18 protein-coding genes and 2 pseudogenes are annotated in these 17,168 nt (G+C 43.6%); 2 read left to right on the forward strand and 18 right to left on the reverse strand.

Annotated features, from left to right (window positions below; translation table 11 throughout):
- Positions 1-133 precede the first annotated feature (133 nt).
- Both NQ489_RS08625 and NQ489_RS08630 read left to right on the forward strand, forming a co-directional pair.
- Positions 134-808, forward strand: a complete 675-nt coding sequence (locus tag NQ489_RS08625; protein ID WP_044962492.1) for a response regulator transcription factor — start codon at positions 134-136, stop codon at positions 806-808.
- Position 809: 1 nt separating this feature from the next.
- Positions 810-1,850: a sensor histidine kinase gene (locus tag NQ489_RS08630; protein ID WP_044962490.1), complete on the forward strand. Its 1,041-nt coding sequence runs from the start codon at positions 810-812 to the stop codon at positions 1,848-1,850.
- Between the two features lie 55 nt (positions 1,851-1,905).
- Here NQ489_RS08630 and NQ489_RS08635 read toward each other — a convergent pair whose 3' ends face one another.
- From NQ489_RS08635 to NQ489_RS08720, 18 genes and pseudogenes are all read right to left on the reverse strand, one after another.
- Positions 1,906-2,145: a flagellar export protein FliJ gene (locus NQ489_RS08635; protein WP_173899983.1), complete on the reverse strand. Its 240-nt coding sequence runs from the start codon at positions 2,143-2,145 to the stop codon at positions 1,906-1,908.
- A gap of 78 nt (positions 2,146-2,223) precedes the next feature.
- The gene (locus NQ489_RS08640; protein ID WP_227945617.1) at positions 2,224-2,832 is read right to left on the reverse strand and encodes a septation protein SpoVG family protein; all 609 of its coding nucleotides are present in this window, start codon (positions 2,830-2,832) and stop codon (positions 2,224-2,226) included.
- A gap of 31 nt (positions 2,833-2,863) precedes the next feature.
- Complete coding sequence (locus NQ489_RS08645; RefSeq protein ID WP_227945618.1) at positions 2,864-3,535, reverse strand: hypothetical protein; 672 nt, start codon at positions 3,533-3,535, stop codon at positions 2,864-2,866.
- A 241-nt stretch (positions 3,536-3,776) separates the two neighbouring features.
- Positions 3,777-5,633, reverse strand: a complete 1,857-nt coding sequence (locus NQ489_RS08650) for a recombinase family protein (protein WP_227945619.1) — start codon at positions 5,631-5,633, stop codon at positions 3,777-3,779.
- A 54-nt stretch (positions 5,634-5,687) separates the two neighbouring features.
- A complete protein-coding gene (locus NQ489_RS08655; protein WP_001820669.1) occupies positions 5,688-5,879 on the reverse strand; it encodes a hypothetical protein in 192 nt (63 codons plus the stop codon).
- A 71-nt stretch (positions 5,880-5,950) separates the two neighbouring features.
- The gene (locus NQ489_RS08660; RefSeq protein ID WP_021652370.1) at positions 5,951-6,181 is read right to left on the reverse strand and encodes a YdbC family protein; all 231 of its coding nucleotides are present in this window, start codon (positions 6,179-6,181) and stop codon (positions 5,951-5,953) included.
- Positions 6,182-6,226: 45 nt separating this feature from the next.
- On the reverse strand, positions 6,227-7,081 hold the full coding sequence (locus tag NQ489_RS08665; protein WP_009320312.1) for a ParB/RepB/Spo0J family partition protein: 855 nt from the start codon (positions 7,079-7,081) through the stop codon (positions 6,227-6,229).
- A gap of 8 nt (positions 7,082-7,089) precedes the next feature.
- The gene (mobV, locus tag NQ489_RS08670) at positions 7,090-8,055 is read right to left on the reverse strand and encodes a MobV family relaxase (protein ID WP_227945620.1); all 966 of its coding nucleotides are present in this window, start codon (positions 8,053-8,055) and stop codon (positions 7,090-7,092) included.
- Positions 8,056-8,573: 518 nt separating this feature from the next.
- A pseudogene (locus tag NQ489_RS08675) lies at positions 8,574-9,606 on the reverse strand (AAA family ATPase).
- A 154-nt stretch (positions 9,607-9,760) separates the two neighbouring features.
- Positions 9,761-10,234, reverse strand: a pseudogene (locus NQ489_RS08680) (RNA polymerase sigma factor).
- 83 nt (positions 10,235-10,317) lie between these two features.
- Positions 10,318-10,743 carry a sigma-70 family RNA polymerase sigma factor gene (locus NQ489_RS08685; protein ID WP_000323895.1) on the reverse strand — a complete coding sequence of 142 codons (426 nt, stop codon included), beginning with the start codon at positions 10,741-10,743 and terminating at the stop codon, positions 10,318-10,320.
- 94 nt (positions 10,744-10,837) lie between these two features.
- Positions 10,838-11,347, reverse strand: coding sequence for a sigma-70 family RNA polymerase sigma factor (locus NQ489_RS08690; RefSeq protein ID WP_105116765.1), 510 nt, complete (start codon positions 11,345-11,347; stop codon positions 10,838-10,840).
- A gap of 490 nt (positions 11,348-11,837) precedes the next feature.
- Positions 11,838-12,011: a cysteine-rich KTR domain-containing protein gene (locus NQ489_RS08695; RefSeq protein ID WP_002779755.1), complete on the reverse strand. Its 174-nt coding sequence runs from the start codon at positions 12,009-12,011 to the stop codon at positions 11,838-11,840.
- 51 nt (positions 12,012-12,062) lie between these two features.
- Positions 12,063-13,982 (reverse strand): tetracycline resistance ribosomal protection protein Tet(O), encoded by a 1,920-nt coding sequence (gene tet(O) / locus NQ489_RS08700; RefSeq protein WP_000691759.1) that lies wholly within the window; start codon positions 13,980-13,982, stop codon positions 12,063-12,065.
- Between the two features lie 366 nt (positions 13,983-14,348).
- Positions 14,349-14,723 carry a TnpV protein gene (locus NQ489_RS08705; RefSeq protein WP_001140406.1) on the reverse strand — a complete coding sequence of 125 codons (375 nt, stop codon included), beginning with the start codon at positions 14,721-14,723 and terminating at the stop codon, positions 14,349-14,351.
- Complete coding sequence (locus NQ489_RS08710) at positions 14,704-15,444, reverse strand: helicase-related protein (RefSeq protein WP_259853036.1); 741 nt, start codon at positions 15,442-15,444, stop codon at positions 14,704-14,706. Before NQ489_RS08710 ends, NQ489_RS08705 begins: the two co-directional genes overlap by 20 nt.
- A gap of 31 nt (positions 15,445-15,475) precedes the next feature.
- On the reverse strand, positions 15,476-15,664 hold the full coding sequence (locus NQ489_RS08715; RefSeq protein WP_021639592.1) for a transposon-encoded TnpW family protein: 189 nt from the start codon (positions 15,662-15,664) through the stop codon (positions 15,476-15,478).
- Positions 15,665-15,787: 123 nt separating this feature from the next.
- The gene (locus tag NQ489_RS08720) at positions 15,788-17,053 is read right to left on the reverse strand and encodes a plasmid recombination protein (RefSeq protein ID WP_035323888.1); all 1,266 of its coding nucleotides are present in this window, start codon (positions 17,051-17,053) and stop codon (positions 15,788-15,790) included.
- Between the last annotated feature and the right edge of the window lie 115 nt (positions 17,054-17,168).

Below are 17,168 nucleotides of genomic sequence, written 5' to 3' on the forward strand. Positions count from 1 at the left end.
AAAAAATATTTTATCTGAAAAAAATCATTATTTACTTTTGCATTTTTTACAATTATAATACATCTTGAAAACCGTAAACGCTCTTTATGGTATAGAAAAACTTAGAAATTTAGAACAGAAGGAGTGGGAAACTATGCACCGTATCTTAATTATTGAAGATGATTTCTCCTTAAATAATACCCTGGCTTATAACTTGCGGACAGCCGGTTATACCGTTGACTCTGCATATAATGCAAAAGAAGCCTTTGAATATTTAAAACAGTATCATTACATTCTTCTGATTTTGGATATTAACCTTCCTGACGGAAATGGATTTGAATTATATTCAGAGTTGAAAGAAAAATCAAATGCCAGTATTATCTTTTTAACCGCAAATGATTTAGAAAATGATATAGTGAAAGGATTTGACCTGGGTGCTGATGACTATATTACAAAACCTTTTTCACCTGTCGTCTTACAAAAGAAAATAGCTGTTTTAACAAAATATATCACTGAAAAGCAAAAGGAAACTGTATATGAAGACGGTAATCTCTGCATCAATTTCTCGCAAATGACTGCGACGCTGGACACAGTTCCCCTGGAATTATCCCCTTTGGAGTACCGTATTCTGCAATATTTTATTATGAATAAAAAGCATATTTTAAAACGGGATCAGCTTCTTGAGCATCTCTGGGATTTCTCCGAAAACTTTGTAGGTGATACTTCCCTAAATACTGCTATCAGCAGACTCCGAAAGAAAATCGAAGCCAACGGGCATCGTTATATAAAAACAATCTATGGAACCGGATATATGTGGATAGGTGATTAATATGAAAAAAACATTTTCTTTAAAAAAAGTATATATTATAGTTTCCCTGCTATTTCTGTTGATATTTTCAGGAAGCTGTATCATATTGCGTACACTTACATCAGATCCTAAAGTATTTTTACTTTTTACCGTCTTCACTTTCCTTCTGCTTATCTGCGTATTTATTCTCTTTTGTATGATTTTCCACAAGCTCACCTTATTTACTCGTGAACTTCATAAAACATTGGACAGTATGATTGAAGGAACCTATTTTTCACCTGATGAAAAGTATGACGAAACTTTACTATCACAGATCAATCATCATTTAGGAAGACTGTACAGTATATTGGAAAACACCAAAAATTCTGTAAATGCCGAAAAGGTACAGCTCCAGCAGCTAATTTCTGATATTTCGCATCAGTTAAAAACCCCCATGACCACGCTGCGCCTGACAGAGTCCGCTATGGAAAAAGCCATTACAAAACCACAGGAACTACAGACCTTATTTCACACCAATACCGCCCATTTAAACAAGCTGGAATTTTTAATCTCTTCCCTTGTAAAAATATCTCGTTTGGAAACAGGTGTGATAAAACTATCCCCAAGTTATCAAACGATTGGTGACACCATTCTCATGGCTCTGGAAAATATCGTCTTAGCGGCTGATCAGAAGAACATTCAAATAACTTTTAATTATTCAGAAGACTTTAAAGCGTATCATGATCCCAAATGGACATCCGAAGCGCTGTATAATATCCTGGATAATGCTGTAAAATACACGAATGAAAACGGACATATTTCCATAGAACTTTTTACCCTGGAAAACTATACCAAAATAGTAATCACTGATTCTGGTATCGGCATCAAAGAGTCGGAAATCCCTAAACTTTTCCAACGCTTCTACCGCTCCCCTTCTGTCAAAAACTTTCCAGGAGTTGGTGTAGGGCTGCATCTGGCACAAGACATTATCAGCCGACAATATGGTTTTATCCATGTGTTTTCTACCCTTCATGTAGGAAGTACCTTTGAAGTTTGGCTTATCAACTCAGACTCTCATAAATAAGAAAAATGCCGCTACAGGTTCATTAGTATCACCCGTAACGGCATTTTTCTTTATTTTATTCCGCTTTTTCTTCATTACCGGATTTTAAATATGTCATGACCTCTTCCACCGTTTTTCCGGAAGCAATCAATGCACTAAATATCTCATCCTTCTGTTTATCTTCAATCTTCTTCCTAAGTTCTTTTGCTTTCAAACGCAGTTCTTTTAATTCTGCCTCTGTTGTTTTAATCTCCTGTTCTGTCTTCATAAGCATTTCTTCAAGAGAAAGATTTTCTACTTTTTTACGTCTTGGCATACTGTTTCCTCCCATGCTGATATTTTCTTCATTCTACCATTATTGTTCCAAAAATACCAGTCTTTTTATGAATAGCTCCTATCTCCCTCTTCGCTGCTGTTTCTGGCTTTTGGCATATTCCATCTTTTTATTGTATTCGTCCATGATTGCACTTTCCAGATCTGCCTTAAATTCTGCATTAACTGCATGGGCAATGTCCTCCCGTTCTCCTTTTGCAGAATTTTTCTGGGGCATACCTACAAAGGTTTTTCCGTTCCATGCCTGGATCACATGAAGCTGCTGGATCGCCAATACGTCCTGCAGACGAATGGCAACATCTGCCTTAAATGTATCGCTTCCCTGTATCGGATTTACACTCAGATTGTAATACAGTTCTTCCTCTCCCCAACTGCCCTTACAGTCTGTTTTCGTTTCTGTCATATTCTCATAGGCTTCCCTTACAGTATCCAACACTTCCTTTTGAAATTCCTTATCGGTAAACCGAAAAAAAGGAACATACTCCCCTGTTTCGTAATCTCTGTAACGGGGCATATCGAGGTACAGATTTCCTTTCGAGGACTCTTTAATTGCAAGACTTTTCACACAGAAGGCCTCATCAAAGGTAATAGTAGCAAATCCTTTCAGATTATTGAGCTTTCCTTCTTCCTGTTTCAATTCCGGTTTATATACTCTGATATTATATTCCATATTGTGATCTCCTTTTCTACTCTACTTTTCGTTACCGAACTGCTGTCTGGAATGGAAGATTTTTGGTTTCCTCCTGCACTTCCACACACTCCTCCTGGTCCTTGATTTCCAGTTCTGCATCAATCTCCATCTGCCGGGTAATGTTTTCTTTTAAAAGCTCCTCATACGGGAAAGGCTTTGCATATTCCTGCTTTGCATTTTTTATCTCATTTTCACAGGTCTTAATTTCTTTTTGAACATCTTCTACTGCTTTATCAAGGGCATTCAAGCGGTTTTCCATACGGACCATATTGCCGGAGTCACTGCTTTTTAACTCCACACTATATTCCTTCTCTCCCTGAAGGAACAATACCGGCTCCATCATATCCTTTTGGACAAATACCTGAAATCCCTTATACATACCGACTTCGTGCCTGGTAAAAGCTGTCACACCTTCTATAATCCCACGCAGGACTTCCCCTGCTTCTTTATGCTTCTCATAGACTTTTCCCTGCAGCGTGATTGCAAACCCCGGCTGTACTTCCATAGCCTGGTTCCTACGGTCCAAATCCATTTGAAGCGATTGCAGTTCTTTCTCCAGACTTTGTATCCTTTTCGGGTACTGGAACGTAACCGCATCCTGCAAAGCAAACCGTTTCCCTTCATGTGCAGCTTTTAAAATTCTCAGACGTGCCACTTCATTATCTACTTGTATTTTTTCCATAATCAGGGGATTTTCAGAAGCTACCGCTTTAATCTCTGCAAAGTTTAGTACGGTTTCATCTATATCCTCACAGATCCTTGCCAGTTCCCGGCTGGTAAATACCTGGCTGATAAACCGCTGTTTTGTTTCTACAATGCCCCATAAATAAGCATCAAAAGAACCCTTTGTTACATAGCGGTAAATATTGACTTCCTCATTTTCATTCCCCTGGCGGATAATACGCCCTTCCCGCTGTTCAATATCAGTCGGTCATTTTTTGCGGACAGTTCATACATGCTATCCTTTTCTGTTCTCTGCTCCTGCGTTTGCTCTCGTTTGATTTCTCCCTCCGTATCTTCTTGGCACAAGCAGAACAATACCTTGATGCACCAGAGCCCGGGACATATTCAACGCCGCACACCGTACAGTTTTTAGCGGACATTGCTGCCCACCGTTTTGTAGGTATGATATGTAATTCATCGACAAAGCCGATGAATTTATAGTAAATCTTGATTTCCTGCTTCACTGTTCCGTCTGCCATCTTCTCACGCTCCGAAACAAGTATCTTGTCTATGAGTGCGTTTATAACTGTTGCATCCAGTTCTTTTAAGCCTTGATAATTTCGGATAAGGGCGAGGAAGTCACGGATTCCCCGTGATTTCTCGTAGCTTTCATTAAGAGTTTCCGTCACCTCTTTCAGCCTTGCTTCAATTTCAAGCTGCTCTTTCTGGTATTTCCCCGACATCATCTCAAAATTCCGCTCGGTAATACGCTCCATGACCTTATCCTCGTAGAGAGAGGAAAACAGCCTGTCCAGTTCCGCAAGGCGTTTGTTCAGCTTCTTACGTTCTTTCTCTAATGCTTTCGCCCTGCTCTGGTCTGTTTCCGTGAGCCGCTTTTCTATGGCCCTGACCGCCTTTTCATCATTCACTGCCATATCCGCAAAACAGTTGATGTCGGCAAGAACGGCATTGAATAAATCCCTTGCTTCTATATTGTGGGCACTACACTCGCTTCTTCCGTTTCTTGCATAATTATTACATGAATACTGTACACAGTCGATAATCTCTGGGCGTTTCCTCCTGTGTACGTTCATTGCTCGCAGAGCACATCCGCAGTCCACACACTTGATAACGCCTGCAAAAATATTTACAAATCCTCCCTTGTTCTGTGGAAGCCTACGACTTGTAATAAGCTGTTGGACAATATCAAATTCCTCCTGCGTGACTATTCCCTCATGGGTATTGGGTATCACTTCCCATTCTTCGGGCAGCTTAGAGGAGCGTTTCTTGCTTTTCATATTGGCGGCAATCCGTTTGTAGCCTACAAGATTTCCCGCATATATCGGGCTTCTTAAAATGCTCCTCACGCTGTTCCCACTCCAAATATAGCGTTTGTCCTCGTTCCCCTCAAAATGACGTTCAAAGCCTGTTTCGCCACGCTCCGCCGCATAAGCGGCAGGGCGTAGGATATGCTGTTTATTAAGATGTCTGCAAATTTTGGCAACTCCATTCCCTTTTAATGCAAGGTCGAATATCTCTTTTACAACATGTGCCACTTTATCATCTATCAGCAGATGGTTGTGGTCGGCAGGGTCTTTGATATAGCCATAAGGGGCGGTAGTTCCCATGAATTTCCCCTGTTGAAACCTCGCCCGATATGCCGATTTTATCTTAACAGATATGTCAGCGGCATACATTTCGTTTAAAATGTTGCGGAAAGGCGTGATGTCCATAGCAGATTTATTCAAGGTATCTACGCCGTCATTGACCGCTATATACCTCACGTTATGCTCTGGGAAGAAAACTTCCAGATATAACCCACAATCAAGATAGTTTCTCCCCAGACGGGATAAATCTTTCGTAATCACGCAGTTTATCAGACCGCTTTCAATGTCTTTTATCATATTCTGGAAACTTGGTCTTTGGAAATTTGTACCAGAATAACCATCGTCCACATACGTTTTTGCTATGTGCCATCCCTGCTTTTTCACATAATCCGTGAGGATGGATTTCTGTGTCGCAATGCTCGCACTCTCGTTATCCGTACCATCGTCTTTAGATAAGCGGCAATAAATGCCGACTAAATAGATTTTCTTTTCTTCTTTGATTCCTGCCATACTGTAAAACCTCCGTATCTGTCCTATCTGTTTTCATGTCCCATTGCGTACATTCTAAGCGGACAGCCCCTCATTGTCGAAGGTGTCGCCCTCGGCAATCTTCTTCCGAATATCCTCGGAGATAATCGGGACAAACGCTTCTGTAACGGTCTGTGTGCCGACATATTCACGGCTGATTATCATCTGCACTGGTGCTTTTGGCACGATACGCTTTCTCTTTTTATCTGCTTTCTTATCCTCGCCCATACTTAAATCTTCCTTTCCAGACAGGGCAGGGAAGAGTTTGGAAATGTCCCCGCCCTGCCAATCAGATACCATTAATCCTCGCTGTTTAATTCTTTCTGTAATGCATTAAGGAGTGCCGCCGCTTCATCAGCGTTCAGCGTGATTCCCTTGCCGCACTTTTCACGGTTCGGGGAAAAGCTGCGGATGTCATACTTCGGCTCTTTCCCATTCCATGAAATGAGATTGATTTCCTTTGTGTAGCCACTGTCGCCCGTAGACAATACTGCGATTTCCTTTACGATTTCATACTGGATTTCTTTCATTCTCTCTACCTCAACTCTCTGTATTTACTTCCCGAAAAAAGAAGATTAGCGGCTGTCACGGTTGCGTTTCCTCTGCAACTCACGCTCCAAAAGTTTGATGATGGTTTCCTCCATCTGCTTCGGCGTTGTGTTCTTCGGAAAGTATTTTTTCAGCTTGCTTGTGTTGATTTTCAAGGTTTCTTTCTGATTTCCCTTTTCCTCCGTCATAATCGCAAATATCATATCCATGTCAAGCCGCCCACTCTGGCTTAGGCTTTTCATCCGCTGTGCCTGTGAGAGTGAGGGCGTTGCTTCTTCGCTCTCCATCGTGGCAAAGAGGTTTTCCTGCTCGTCTTTCTTCAAGAAGGACAGTTCCACCGCAGGCGTGAGGGCGATTTTCCCCTCGTCCACCATCTGCAAAATCGGCGGTATCAGTTCCGTCAGGCGGATAAAACGCTGCACGGTCATCCTGCCCACGCCGAAGCCCTGTGCCACCTTGTCGTCCGTCCGCAACTTCGTCACAACTTGTGACGAGGTTAAGTCTGTGCGGAAACCCTGCCGCTTCATGGCTTCGGATTTCATCTTGTAAGCAAACGCCCGCTCCGATGGCAGGATATTCTCACGCTGCAAATTGCTGTCTACAAGGGTGATGATGGCTCGGTCACGGTCTAAGGGCAGGACAAACGCAGGCACGGTATTTATCCCTGCAAGTTCAGAAGCACGGACACGCCGCTGTCCCGCAATCACTTCATAGCCGTTCCCGTCCTCTTTCGGGCGTGTGATTATCGGCGTGACAATGCCAAATTCCTTGATGCTTTCCGCTAACTCTGACAGTGTTTCATCTTCTGCCACATGAAACGGATTGTCGGGGAACGGGTACAAGTCTTTAGTCTTTAACACCTTAAAATCCTGTTTCTTCATTCACATATCTACCTTTCTTTCGTTCTGCTTCTATGATTTTTCTGCAATTCTTCCAACACTTCGGGCGGTATTTTTGACAGCAGCCGCCCCATCTGTTCGTTGGTTCTCTGCAATTCAAATATCTTCTGATTCGCTTTCTGCACCTTTAGTTCCTGCTCGTACTTTTCATCACGCATACGCCCCGCATAGTCTGATTCCTGCCCAATTCTCTCTTTCAAACTGTCGATATACGCCTGCTGTTTCCCGATTTCCTTAGAGAATTTCTCCACGTCTGGCAGCCATGCAGAGAGTAAATCTAACGCTTTATCCCTTTTCTTCCCTGCGTTAAAGGCGTTGATGTCGGATAGGGCAGACACGATTTCTTCATACTGTTTATCAAGCCTACCGCCTAATTTATAGAGCCATGTGGGGACGTGTTTCCGCTTGGTTTCCATTGAGGACTGCCCCCGTTCAAGCTGATTCCACCGTGAGGACATCCGCTCATGGTAGGCGGTCTGCCACTCGGATAATGATTTCTGGTTGCCTAAGATAGCTTTCGCTGACAGCTTATTGTCTGGCGTAATCGGCACAAAGCAGAGGTGCATATGGGGCGTTCTCTCGTCCATATGGACGACAGCGGAGAGGATATTCTGCTTTCCAACACGCTCCGAAATGAAGTCAAGAGCCGTCTGGAAATACGCTTTTTGTTCTTCGGGCGGTAACTGGTTCATAAATTCTGGTGAAGCTGTGATGAGCGTTTCCACCATCATCACGCTGTCTTTCCTTGTCCTGCACCCCGCTTCGGCTACCATGCGGTTAATCTCTTTCTTGTAGGTGTACTTTGGTGGTGCTATGAGATGGTAATTGTTTTTAGAGCGTTCCATATCTATATCTGGGTTGCTTTTGTAGGCTTCTTTCTTCCGCTCGTTGTGGCGTTCACAAGCCGCAACGCCGCCCGCTTTTCGTTTCTGGAAACGCAGGATTGCATAAGGCATAGGCGGATTCCTCCTTTCTTTCGGCGGGTGACCGTCCTTTGGGGTGACAGCGGTGACGGTGGTGACAGCAGTTTTGGGATACCCCCTGCCGACTGCCGCAACTGTCACCCTCACCCCCTGCATGACGGTCATGTCGATGATGACGGTGTTTTTGGGATACCCCCCCTCGCAAGAGCCGTCACCGTCATGCCGCCATTCTTTTATCCGAAGCCGTAAGGCGTAGGATAGCAGGGCACAGCCCTGCCTTAAGGGAGTCCAGAGGGAACGTCTGGCACACGACTTTGCAGGGCAAAGTGTAGTGTGTTACACCCTGTAAACGCAGTCGGAAAAATCGGAATGATTTTTCTGACCGCAGGAGTGGTTTTACACGACCGAAAAGGGCGAGTAAATCTCACGCCTGCATTTTGCGTTTACGGGGTGTTCTCCCGTAGGGATGACAGCGGCAGGGTATCCTAAAATCACTGTCACCACCGTCACTGCTGTCACCCGCAGGGCAGAGCCGCCAGCTTTACATGGCTTTAAGCGTCAATGACAGTAACAGGGGGGTATCCTAATATCGCTGTCACCACCGTCACCGCTGTCACCCGCCCTCCTTGCAAGGGCAATCCGCCTGCCGTCTTTCCTGCGGCTGTACTGGTAGCAGATACGGTTCTCGCTTAAAAATGTGGTGCGGTATTCATTCAGCCATTTCGTAATCACCGTGGGTATGGTTTCCGTTTCCCCCATAGCGGCTAACAGTTCCGTTGCCGTGCCTATCCATTCTTCCTTATCCCTCATAAAATCCACCAACCGAAAAAGGACATCTGGTATCGTTTCTTTCGCAAGCTGCTCCTGCGTTTTCCGCTCCACAAGCTCCCAACGGCAATCACGGAAACGCAGCGTGTATTCCTGATAAGGCGTGTCCCTGCCCGTCACATACAGCTTGGCGGTGTCAGACGCACGTTTCTCCTTTTCCAGAACAAAGGTAGCGTCCGCACTCCCCGTTAATCCTGTCGTCCCAGACACCTTGTTGAACACGTCGCTGTCATTCTGCTTTCGGATGTGGTGTACGACAATGACCGCCAGAGAGTGCCTGTCGGCAAAGTCTTTGATGAGGGAGATGTCCCCATAGTCGCTTGCGTAGGCATTGTCTTTTGAAGCTGTACGGACTTTCTGCAAGGTATCAATGACAATGAGCCTGCTGTCTGGGTAATCTTTCAGATAATCCTCAAGCTGCACGATAAGACCGTCTGACAGCTTGCAGCTTGCCACGGCAAAGTGAAGCCGCCCGCTTGCTTCGTCCGTCAAGCGGAATAATCTGTCCTGTATGCGGCAGAACGTGTCCTCAAGGCAGAGGTAAAGCACGTCGCCCTCCATTGTCGGCATATCCCACAAGGGAAGTCCCTGCGACACGCATAGGCATAGCTTCAGCATGAGCCAGCTCTTGCCTATCTTCTGTGAGCCGCAGAACAGCGACAATCCTGTGGGGATAAGGCTGTCCACCACAAAGGACGGCTTCTCAAGCGGTTCATAAAGGAGCGTTTCGGCGTTGACTGTCTGTAACTTCTGCATGGCTTTCCTCCTTTCGGGCGGTGTCTTTGTTTTCGTTACACATAGGCGTTGACCTCCTTAGAAATAGATTTACTCCCACGAAAAAAAGTGAGAGTATGTAATGCCGCCAATCCCACACAAATAAAAAACAGATTTCTTTTTCGGGCGGTATCAGTCACGGTTGGAGATATTTCCTCATTTCCGCCTTTACTTTCTCCTTTGCAATCGCAACAGATTTCTGTATTGCTGAAGCGGTGCAATGCTCCATCGCAGCGATTTGGTAAAAATTGAAATCATGCTCGTAATAAAGCAGGAAACGCCGCCTTTGTATCTCTGGAAGGCTCCCAACCGCCTTATAGAGCGTTTCATTCCGTTCTTCCTCAACCATGCGTTCATCAAGGCTCTTAGGCACACGCAACGCCCGTCTGTAAAGGGTTTCGTCCCATACCTCGTTAAACTCCCTGTGCCGCTCGTCCCATTAGAAAAGATTCCTGTTCCTGCGCTCCATCTGCCGAAACTCCATAAAGAACTGTTCCGACACTTCCAACTCGTGGGATTTGCCCTGCCCGTCCTTAAAGCTGATAAAATACCTTGTGCCGCTTTCCGTGGATTCCTCCCGAAGCGTGTATGCCTTAACCCTGTATGCCATCCTGTTGTCCTCCTGCAAAAAATGAGTGAGGGGATTTCCATCCCTCACCCAGTAGCCCGCAGGATGGCAGGCTGTTTTAGAAGCTATAAAATTTTCCGCAGCTTCTTCCGCAGATGGTCTAACCTCGCATAGATGGCACCAGTCGTCAAATGCACAAGCGGGGCAATCTCCTTTGTGGAATACCCCTGCATTTTCAGCAGGACGATTTTCAAGGTACGCCCGTCCACCGTGACTAATACTTGATAGAGATTTTCGCTCTCAATCTCTTCCAGTAACTCCGCAACCGTACCCACTTCCGCCTGCCGCTCCCTGCCTGCCATGTCCTCAAGATATTCCGCAACGTCATTCGTCCATCGGTAAAACCGCCTGTTGGAATTGAAGTCTGCCCTGTCCGCCATGCGTATCTGCTCAATGGTCGCTTCATCAACGCCGCACTCACGCAGCAGCTTTTCCTCCGCTTCTTTCCAGATACGCCATTTCCTGTCCTCCCGTCCGTGGTTGTATGCCATTCTTACTTCCTCCAATCAGAATTGATTGAGAGGGCAGAGAAAAGCCCCCTCATCTTCCCAAAGGAAAAAACAAGGGGGCTGAACGCCTTAAATTTTAATTTTCTATTATCTTTCTTAGTTTTATTAGGATTCTGGCTTTGCGTTTGTTTACAACGCTCTGGGTTATGCCCAACCTCGCCCCGACTTCACGCTCGGAAAGTCCGTCAAAAAAGATTGCCTGTATCAGCTCCTGTTCACTATCCGACAGCAAAGGCAGGGCGGCTTTCAGCCTGTCCACCATGACCGCATTGACAACGGTTTCTGCAATGTCCACCGCTTCATCAGTGATAAAGTCCAGAGGATTCCCCTCGCTGTCCGTAAATCCGTCGAGAGATAGCAGTCTATTCTTTGTATCTAATTTTTGCAGATAACGCCACCGTTCCTTGTCACGGTAGAAGTCTGTGTATTGCTCCCTCACGACTTCAAGCAGACAGCCTTGAATGGGGATAAACAGCTTGTCCATATAGGTCTGGTCGGATTCCCTGCAACGGCAGAACTCCGTGTAGGATAATTCCACATAGCCGCCACTTTCTCTGATATATACCTTTCTTGGTGCATATTTCACCATAAATACCTCCCATCTGAATTTTTGAAATGTAAAAAATCCAGATGGAGAGGCGGAGAACGACACCGCATATCAGAAACAGCCCTACGGCACTTTCCAACAAAAATCGACAAAAGAAAAACCGCAAAGGCTCTGTGACCTTTACGGTTATAGGAAATAGTAATTCTATTGTATGGAGATTGTACTTCTACTTTCAAGGTGAGAAGTACCGTTGCACTGGCAGAAATTTTTTTAACTGGTTTCCTGCCGTTCTCTGATATGCTATGTATTGATAAATTTTGCTTCGTATGAGCAGATAGATAACTGCCCGAAAAAAGGACATAAAAAAATCCCTCCAAATTTAAAAACAAATTCAGAGGGTAATTTAGGGTATAACAAAATAACCCACCCGAATATCGTTTTTTTTATTTGGTGAGTTTGTTCTTTCAAATACGAAACAAAAAGAGCCGATGATTCGTGAATTGTTCCACAATTTCATCGGCTCTGCGTCTTAAGCGTCTGGCTCTTTGATGACAGTTATCTTCAAGTTGTCAACTTTAATCAATCTTTCTTGTCTGCATTTTGGACAATAAAGGGGATAATTCTCCAAAACAGTGTCCTTCCTAATTTTATTACGGGTTTTGCTCCCACAAACAGGACACAATATCCATTCGCATTTCATCATAATTAGTCTCTAATCCTTTCAAATCTCATTTTATATGACTTTTGCAAGCTGTTAAGCTAACTTGTGGAACATATGCCGAACCTTATCTATACGGCTATTCGGGCGGCGGGGTTGGCAAATAAATTTACCAATAGCTGGCTGGTATCCTTTTAACTCTGTCAAGCAGACTCCCTGCCCATTTGTGAAATAAGTTAAATCGTTCCTGTATTCTTGAATACATCTGGCAGGGATTTCTCCTTTCAGAATGACCTCGTCATTCTTTACCTGAGTACTTACAATATCTGCACAATACCTTGGGGCATCATGATACGCCCGTGAGAGATATTCCTGCGGTGCATAAATTTCAAAGTGGAGATATGGCTCTAATAGTTCTGTCCCTGCTTTTTTTAAAGCCTGCTCCAATACGATAGGGGAAAGCAGCCGAAAGTCTGCGGGGGTACTTACAGGACTATAATACAATCCATATTCAAAACAGATTTTACAGTCTGTCACTTTCCATCCATACAGCCCCTGCTCGCAGCCATAAAGAACCCCCTCCATAACCGCATTTTGGAACGATTGGTTTAAATATCCAAGTGAAACTCTGCTTTCATACTGCACTCCGCTTCCAATAGGGAGCGGCTCTATGGACAACCCGACAGAAGCCCAGAAAGGATTTGGCGGGACTTCTATGTGGATGGTATATTCTGCTTTTCTAAGCGGTCTTTCCATATATATAACAGTAGGCTCTTTTATTTCTGCCTCCACATGGTATTTTTCCTCAAGGATGGCACAAATGACTTCCATCTGCACATTCCCCAAAAAAGAAAGTATAATCTCATGCGTTGTAGTATCCACATAATATTTTAAAAGAGGGTCGCCATCTGAAATTTCTGTAAGTGCCCCAAGCAATATTTCCCGCTGTTCAGATTTCTTTACTGCAATCGTTGTTTGGAGCATAGGGAGAGGATTTTCAATAAATTTTCTCTGCGGCAACAGCATTTCGTTCCCCAAAATACTGTTTAGCTGCAAAACATCATTTGGTAAAATTACAATATCACCAGAGCAGGCTGTATCGGATGAATATAATTCACCGTTTGTCGGAACACACATCTCTGTGATTTTTATTTTCTCTTTTTCAGATATTTTAATAACATCCCTCAAATGCAATGTTCCGCTATATATACGCACATAAACAAAACGCCGCCTTTTCTCTGAATATTCAATCTTAAAAACCTGCCCGCATAGTTCAGATTGACCTTCAGGCGTTGATGAATAAAACTTACTGGCAATCACTTCTATAAGCTGCCGAATCCCCAGATTGTTTTTAGCACTTCCGTGATAAACGGGAAATAACGTTCCGTTTTGGAATCTCCTGTTTTCTTCCTGTTCCAGTTCTGACATTTTAAACGGTTTCCCTGACATATATTTCTCTAATAGTTCATCGTTTCCCATAATTACCGCATCCCACTGTTCCATATCGTCATTGTCCGTTACATTTATATGGGGATGCTGCCCAACCTTTTGCTTCACTATAATTTCCGAAGAAAGCTTTGCTTTCATTTCTTGATATACCATTGGCAAATCAATCCCCTCTTGGTCAATTTTATTGATGAAAAAAATTGTCGGAATCTTCATTGTCTGTAGTGCATGAAACAGTATACGGGTCTGTGCCTGTATGCCATCCTTTGCAGAAACTAATAATACTGCTCCGTCTAATACGGATAAAGAACGGTATACTTCCGCCAAAAAATCCATATGGCCTGGCGTATCTATAATGTTGACTTTTACATCCTCCCACTGAAAAGATGTCACTGCTGTCTGGATAGTGATTCCCCTTTGACGCTCCAAATTCATTGTATCTGTCCTTGTTGTGCCTTTATCTACGCTCCCTGGTTCTGCAATTGCACCACTGGTATACAATAAACTCTCCGTTAATGTTGTCTTTCCTGCGTCAACGTGAGCCAGAATGCCTAAGTTAATTATTTTCATGTGATTTTCCTCCTATCAACACCCAAAAAAGGGCATAAAAATACCCAGTGATAAATACTCCTATCACTGGGTAAATAACTCCAATAGCCCCAAAACACTTATATGTTTTCGGGCATATAAAATTACATGATAAAAGTATTCTTAAACTGGGTACAAAAAACTAAGCCCCATATTAAAAGTGAAACGGGACTGCTACTTTTTGTTCCCACTATCAAATTGACAGTTTATTTAAGAATACCTTGCCGCATATTTATTAACTCCTTGTATAATACTGAATCTAATTATATTCCTTAACCCTTTATTTGTCAAGCTGACAAACTAAAGCAGAAAAAGCGGCAGGATTTCCCCCTGCCACTAATCATCTGTTTATGCAAAAATAATTTCCTTTTCCACAATCTCCCTCGCACAAGCCCTTATGTTATTGAGGCATCCTGTCCATTCTAAGGCGTTTTCTGCCTTTAGCTGTTCCGTTATGCCCTGTGCCTGTTTCATACCCTCTATGAGCCTTTCAAAGCGTTCCTGTGCCTGTCTGTCAATGTCGGCAAGGTAAGCGTTAAGTCTGCCGCTTGTAAGAAGATTGGTGTATGTAACTTTGCAGTGATGCTTCAGATAATCCAAATGCCGCTGTCCCCAGATGCCTATCGGCTGTTCTTCTTCGGCGGGTACAGTTAAGCACGGTATTAAATAATCGCCTTGCCTTTCGTATTTGCCGCCCATTTCCTCAAAAATTGTCTTTGCCATTGTCTGTTACCTCCACATTCTTTTTTATTTTGAATGTCCGCAAAATCCGTCCTACATCAGAGGGTTTCCAGGGGCAGTCGATATGATGTGCCGCCACCATTCTGGTCTGGATATTGGTTCCTACTCCCAGTTTTTCGGTACTTCCTATAATAATCCGTTTCCTTCCGGCTCTGACATCGGAAAACATACGGTCCCTCTGTTCATCTGTTTTTGCATCATGGATAAAACAGATTTCTTCCTCTGGAACACCTCTGGTAATCAGTTCCTGTTTTAAATAATCATAGACGGTAAACGCTTTCCCAGGTCCGGGTGTCCCAATATCCGAAAAAACAATCTGGGTTCCTTTCTGTTCCTGGGACTGTACATATTCCTGGTAAATGTTTTCTACTGCTTTATTCAGTTTGGAATCCGAATCTACCGGAGCATAACTGTCCAAAAGCCGGGGATCTGTACCCAAAAGCCTTGCTTCCCCGGTAATCCGGAGCATATTGTCGTCCTTTGGATCTACCACACCTCTATGGATTGCTTCTGCCCTTTCCACCATTTCCTGCATACGTTCTTTGACATAATCAGAGGCTTCCGATACTACAACCTTATATTTTCCGTCCTTTAATTCTGGCCGCTTAATATCTAGCATATCAGGCAGAATAATGTCTGCTATTTCTTTAAACAGGTGTATCAGTTCCGGCAGATTGATAAACTTATTAAACCTGGTCCGCATCCGGTAACCAGTACCTTCGGGAACGAGTTTGTCAAGATGATTTTTGTAAGTTTTCTAAATTCAAATATTTATCCGCTGAAAAATCTCCTAACATCTCGTGTCTGCATATCTCTTGAAACACCGTATTCAAAGGCTTCTTCGCACTTTCCGATTGCTTCACATTTACAATAAAAGTTGTTTTGCCTATTCGTGTTGTATAAGATAAAATATTCTCTTTCATATAATCATTTTCTCCTTTTCATAAATTGATTGTGGGGCATTCCGTTTGGAACACCCCACAAATACAGCCTGTTTCATCGGAACATATCAAGAAGTCATTAAGTCGTGAGTATAATGGAAAAGGTTATCTTTCCATACCTCGCTTGCTCTTTCGTGCCTTGATACGCTCCTGTCTTTCTTTTTCCCTTGCTTCTTTTTCGGCTCGTTCCTGTGCTTCCTTAAAAGAAAAAAGTTGCTTCACTTTTTCGGTAAAAAGTTTGGCAACTTCGGGGAAATGTTCCAACGCTTCAAGAAAAGGTCTGCACTTTTCTTTCAGTTCGTTGTATTTGGTTTTCATTCGTTCCAATGCGTTTGCACTGTCCATATACTTCTGTCGGTAAAAATTTGCACTCTGCTCAAATTTTTTGATTTCCGCACGACTTGTGATACCCTCTTTGGCAAGGGCAGTCAGCTCAGAATAGTCCTTTTGGGAAATTGCCATTTTGCCTGTGAATGTTTTCTGTCCCATACTGTCAATCTCGTTTAAGGTTTTGGAAATATGACGGGCAGGCTCATACTTAACCTGTTCCTTTTGAATACGCTTCTGCAACTTCTCCAATCGCTCTTTGTCCTGTTGGATTTGATATTGCAGGGAAGTCAAATGCTCTGCTGTACTTCCGTATTCGCCACGCTGAAAGCCTTTGAACCCTTGTTCCGTCATATAGTGAAACAATTCATCTTGCAGTATGCTGTACGAAGCTCGGAACATCGGTTTCCCGTTCTTTCTTAGCAACGGATTTCCTTTTTCATCGGTCATCGGAATATCCGATTTCCATTTCTTTGAATGGCTAATCTGATTAACCACTTCCTTAACTGTTCCTCGCAATTTCTCGTCTTTGCAACGCTTACTCCACAAGATTTCTTTCTCCACCACAGGCAGAACCATAGCGTGAAGATGATAGTGGTAAACCTCTTTTCCAAGTTCTTCGCTTGCGGCTACATTGATTTCATCAGCGTGCATTACCGCCGATATAACATTGTCCGCACCGAATTTTTCTTCAATAAAATGATAGGCTTCTTCATAAAACTGCTTTGCGTATTCATAACCGCCGTTACGCTCGAAGTACATCGTGTTCACATCAATCACAATCTCATTAAACAGCGTTGCGTCTTTCCTTAACCCACGAAGCGACACCTGACCGTCTGTTTCCATCTGCTTTAACTGTTCCATATAGGTCGGGGCTGTCGGCTTTTTGAAATGCACATTAAAGGGTATTCGTTCCACAATCACATTCATATTTTCATAGGTTTCATTCTTGCGTTCGTTGTGTCTTTCTGCCTTACTCACATCAGAAGCGGTGTACTTTTTTACCCTTGCACAACTCATATCCGCCTTATTGTTTTTTGCCATTTTGCTCTCCTTTCCAGACAGGGCGAAGCCATTACACAACATTCTTTGAATGTGTGTAACCCACTATGACACTTTCAGACTTCGTCTGCAAAGATGTCGTGGGCAAGGGAGTTCC

This window comes from Blautia sp. KLE_1732_HM_1032, assembly GCF_025147905.1.
GTDB lineage: Bacteria > Bacillota > Clostridia > Lachnospirales > Lachnospiraceae > Blautia_A > Blautia_A fusiformis.

What these genes read in the sequence shown, in the direction of transcription:
- NQ489_RS08705 (WP_001140406.1), bottom strand. Translation starts at nt 14,723, where the DNA reads ATGGCAAAGACAATTTTTGAGGAAATGGGCGGCAAATACGAAAGGCAA.
- NQ489_RS08625 (WP_044962492.1), top strand. Translation starts at nt 134, where the DNA reads ATGCACCGTATCTTAATTATTGAAGATGATTTCTCCTTAAATAATACC.
- NQ489_RS08685 (WP_000323895.1), bottom strand. Translation starts at nt 10,743, where the DNA reads ATGGCATACAACCACGGACGGGAGGACAGGAAATGGCGTATCTGGAAA.
- NQ489_RS08645 (WP_227945618.1), bottom strand. Translation starts at nt 3,535, where the DNA reads ATGGAAAAAATACAAGTAGATAATGAAGTGGCACGTCTGAGAATTTTA.
- NQ489_RS08640 (WP_227945617.1), bottom strand. Translation starts at nt 2,832, where the DNA reads ATGGAATATAATATCAGAGTATATAAACCGGAATTGAAACAGGAAGAA.
- NQ489_RS08665 (WP_009320312.1), bottom strand. Translation starts at nt 7,081, where the DNA reads ATGAAGAAACAGGATTTTAAGGTGTTAAAGACTAAAGACTTGTACCCG.
- NQ489_RS08660 (WP_021652370.1), bottom strand. Translation starts at nt 6,181, where the DNA reads ATGAAAGAAATCCAGTATGAAATCGTAAAGGAAATCGCAGTATTGTCT.
- mobV (WP_227945620.1), bottom strand. Translation starts at nt 8,055, where the DNA reads ATGCCTTATGCAATCCTGCGTTTCCAGAAACGAAAAGCGGGCGGCGTT.
- NQ489_RS08710 (WP_259853036.1), bottom strand. Translation starts at nt 15,444, where the DNA reads ATGCGGACCAGGTTTAATAAGTTTATCAATCTGCCGGAACTGATACAC.
- NQ489_RS08630 (WP_044962490.1), top strand. Translation starts at nt 810, where the DNA reads ATGAAAAAAACATTTTCTTTAAAAAAAGTATATATTATAGTTTCCCTG.
- NQ489_RS08720 (WP_035323888.1), bottom strand. Translation starts at nt 17,053, where the DNA reads ATGGCAAAAAACAATAAGGCGGATATGAGTTGTGCAAGGGTAAAAAAG.
- NQ489_RS08650 (WP_227945619.1), bottom strand. Translation starts at nt 5,633, where the DNA reads ATGGCAGGAATCAAAGAAGAAAAGAAAATCTATTTAGTCGGCATTTAT.
- NQ489_RS08695 (WP_002779755.1), bottom strand. Translation starts at nt 12,011, where the DNA reads ATGATGAAATGCGAATGGATATTGTGTCCTGTTTGTGGGAGCAAAACC.
- NQ489_RS08655 (WP_001820669.1), bottom strand. Translation starts at nt 5,879, where the DNA reads ATGGGCGAGGATAAGAAAGCAGATAAAAAGAGAAAGCGTATCGTGCCA.
- NQ489_RS08635 (WP_173899983.1), bottom strand. Translation starts at nt 2,145, where the DNA reads ATGCCAAGACGTAAAAAAGTAGAAAATCTTTCTCTTGAAGAAATGCTT.
- NQ489_RS08715 (WP_021639592.1), bottom strand. Translation starts at nt 15,664, where the DNA reads ATGAAAGAGAATATTTTATCTTATACAACACGAATAGGCAAAACAACT.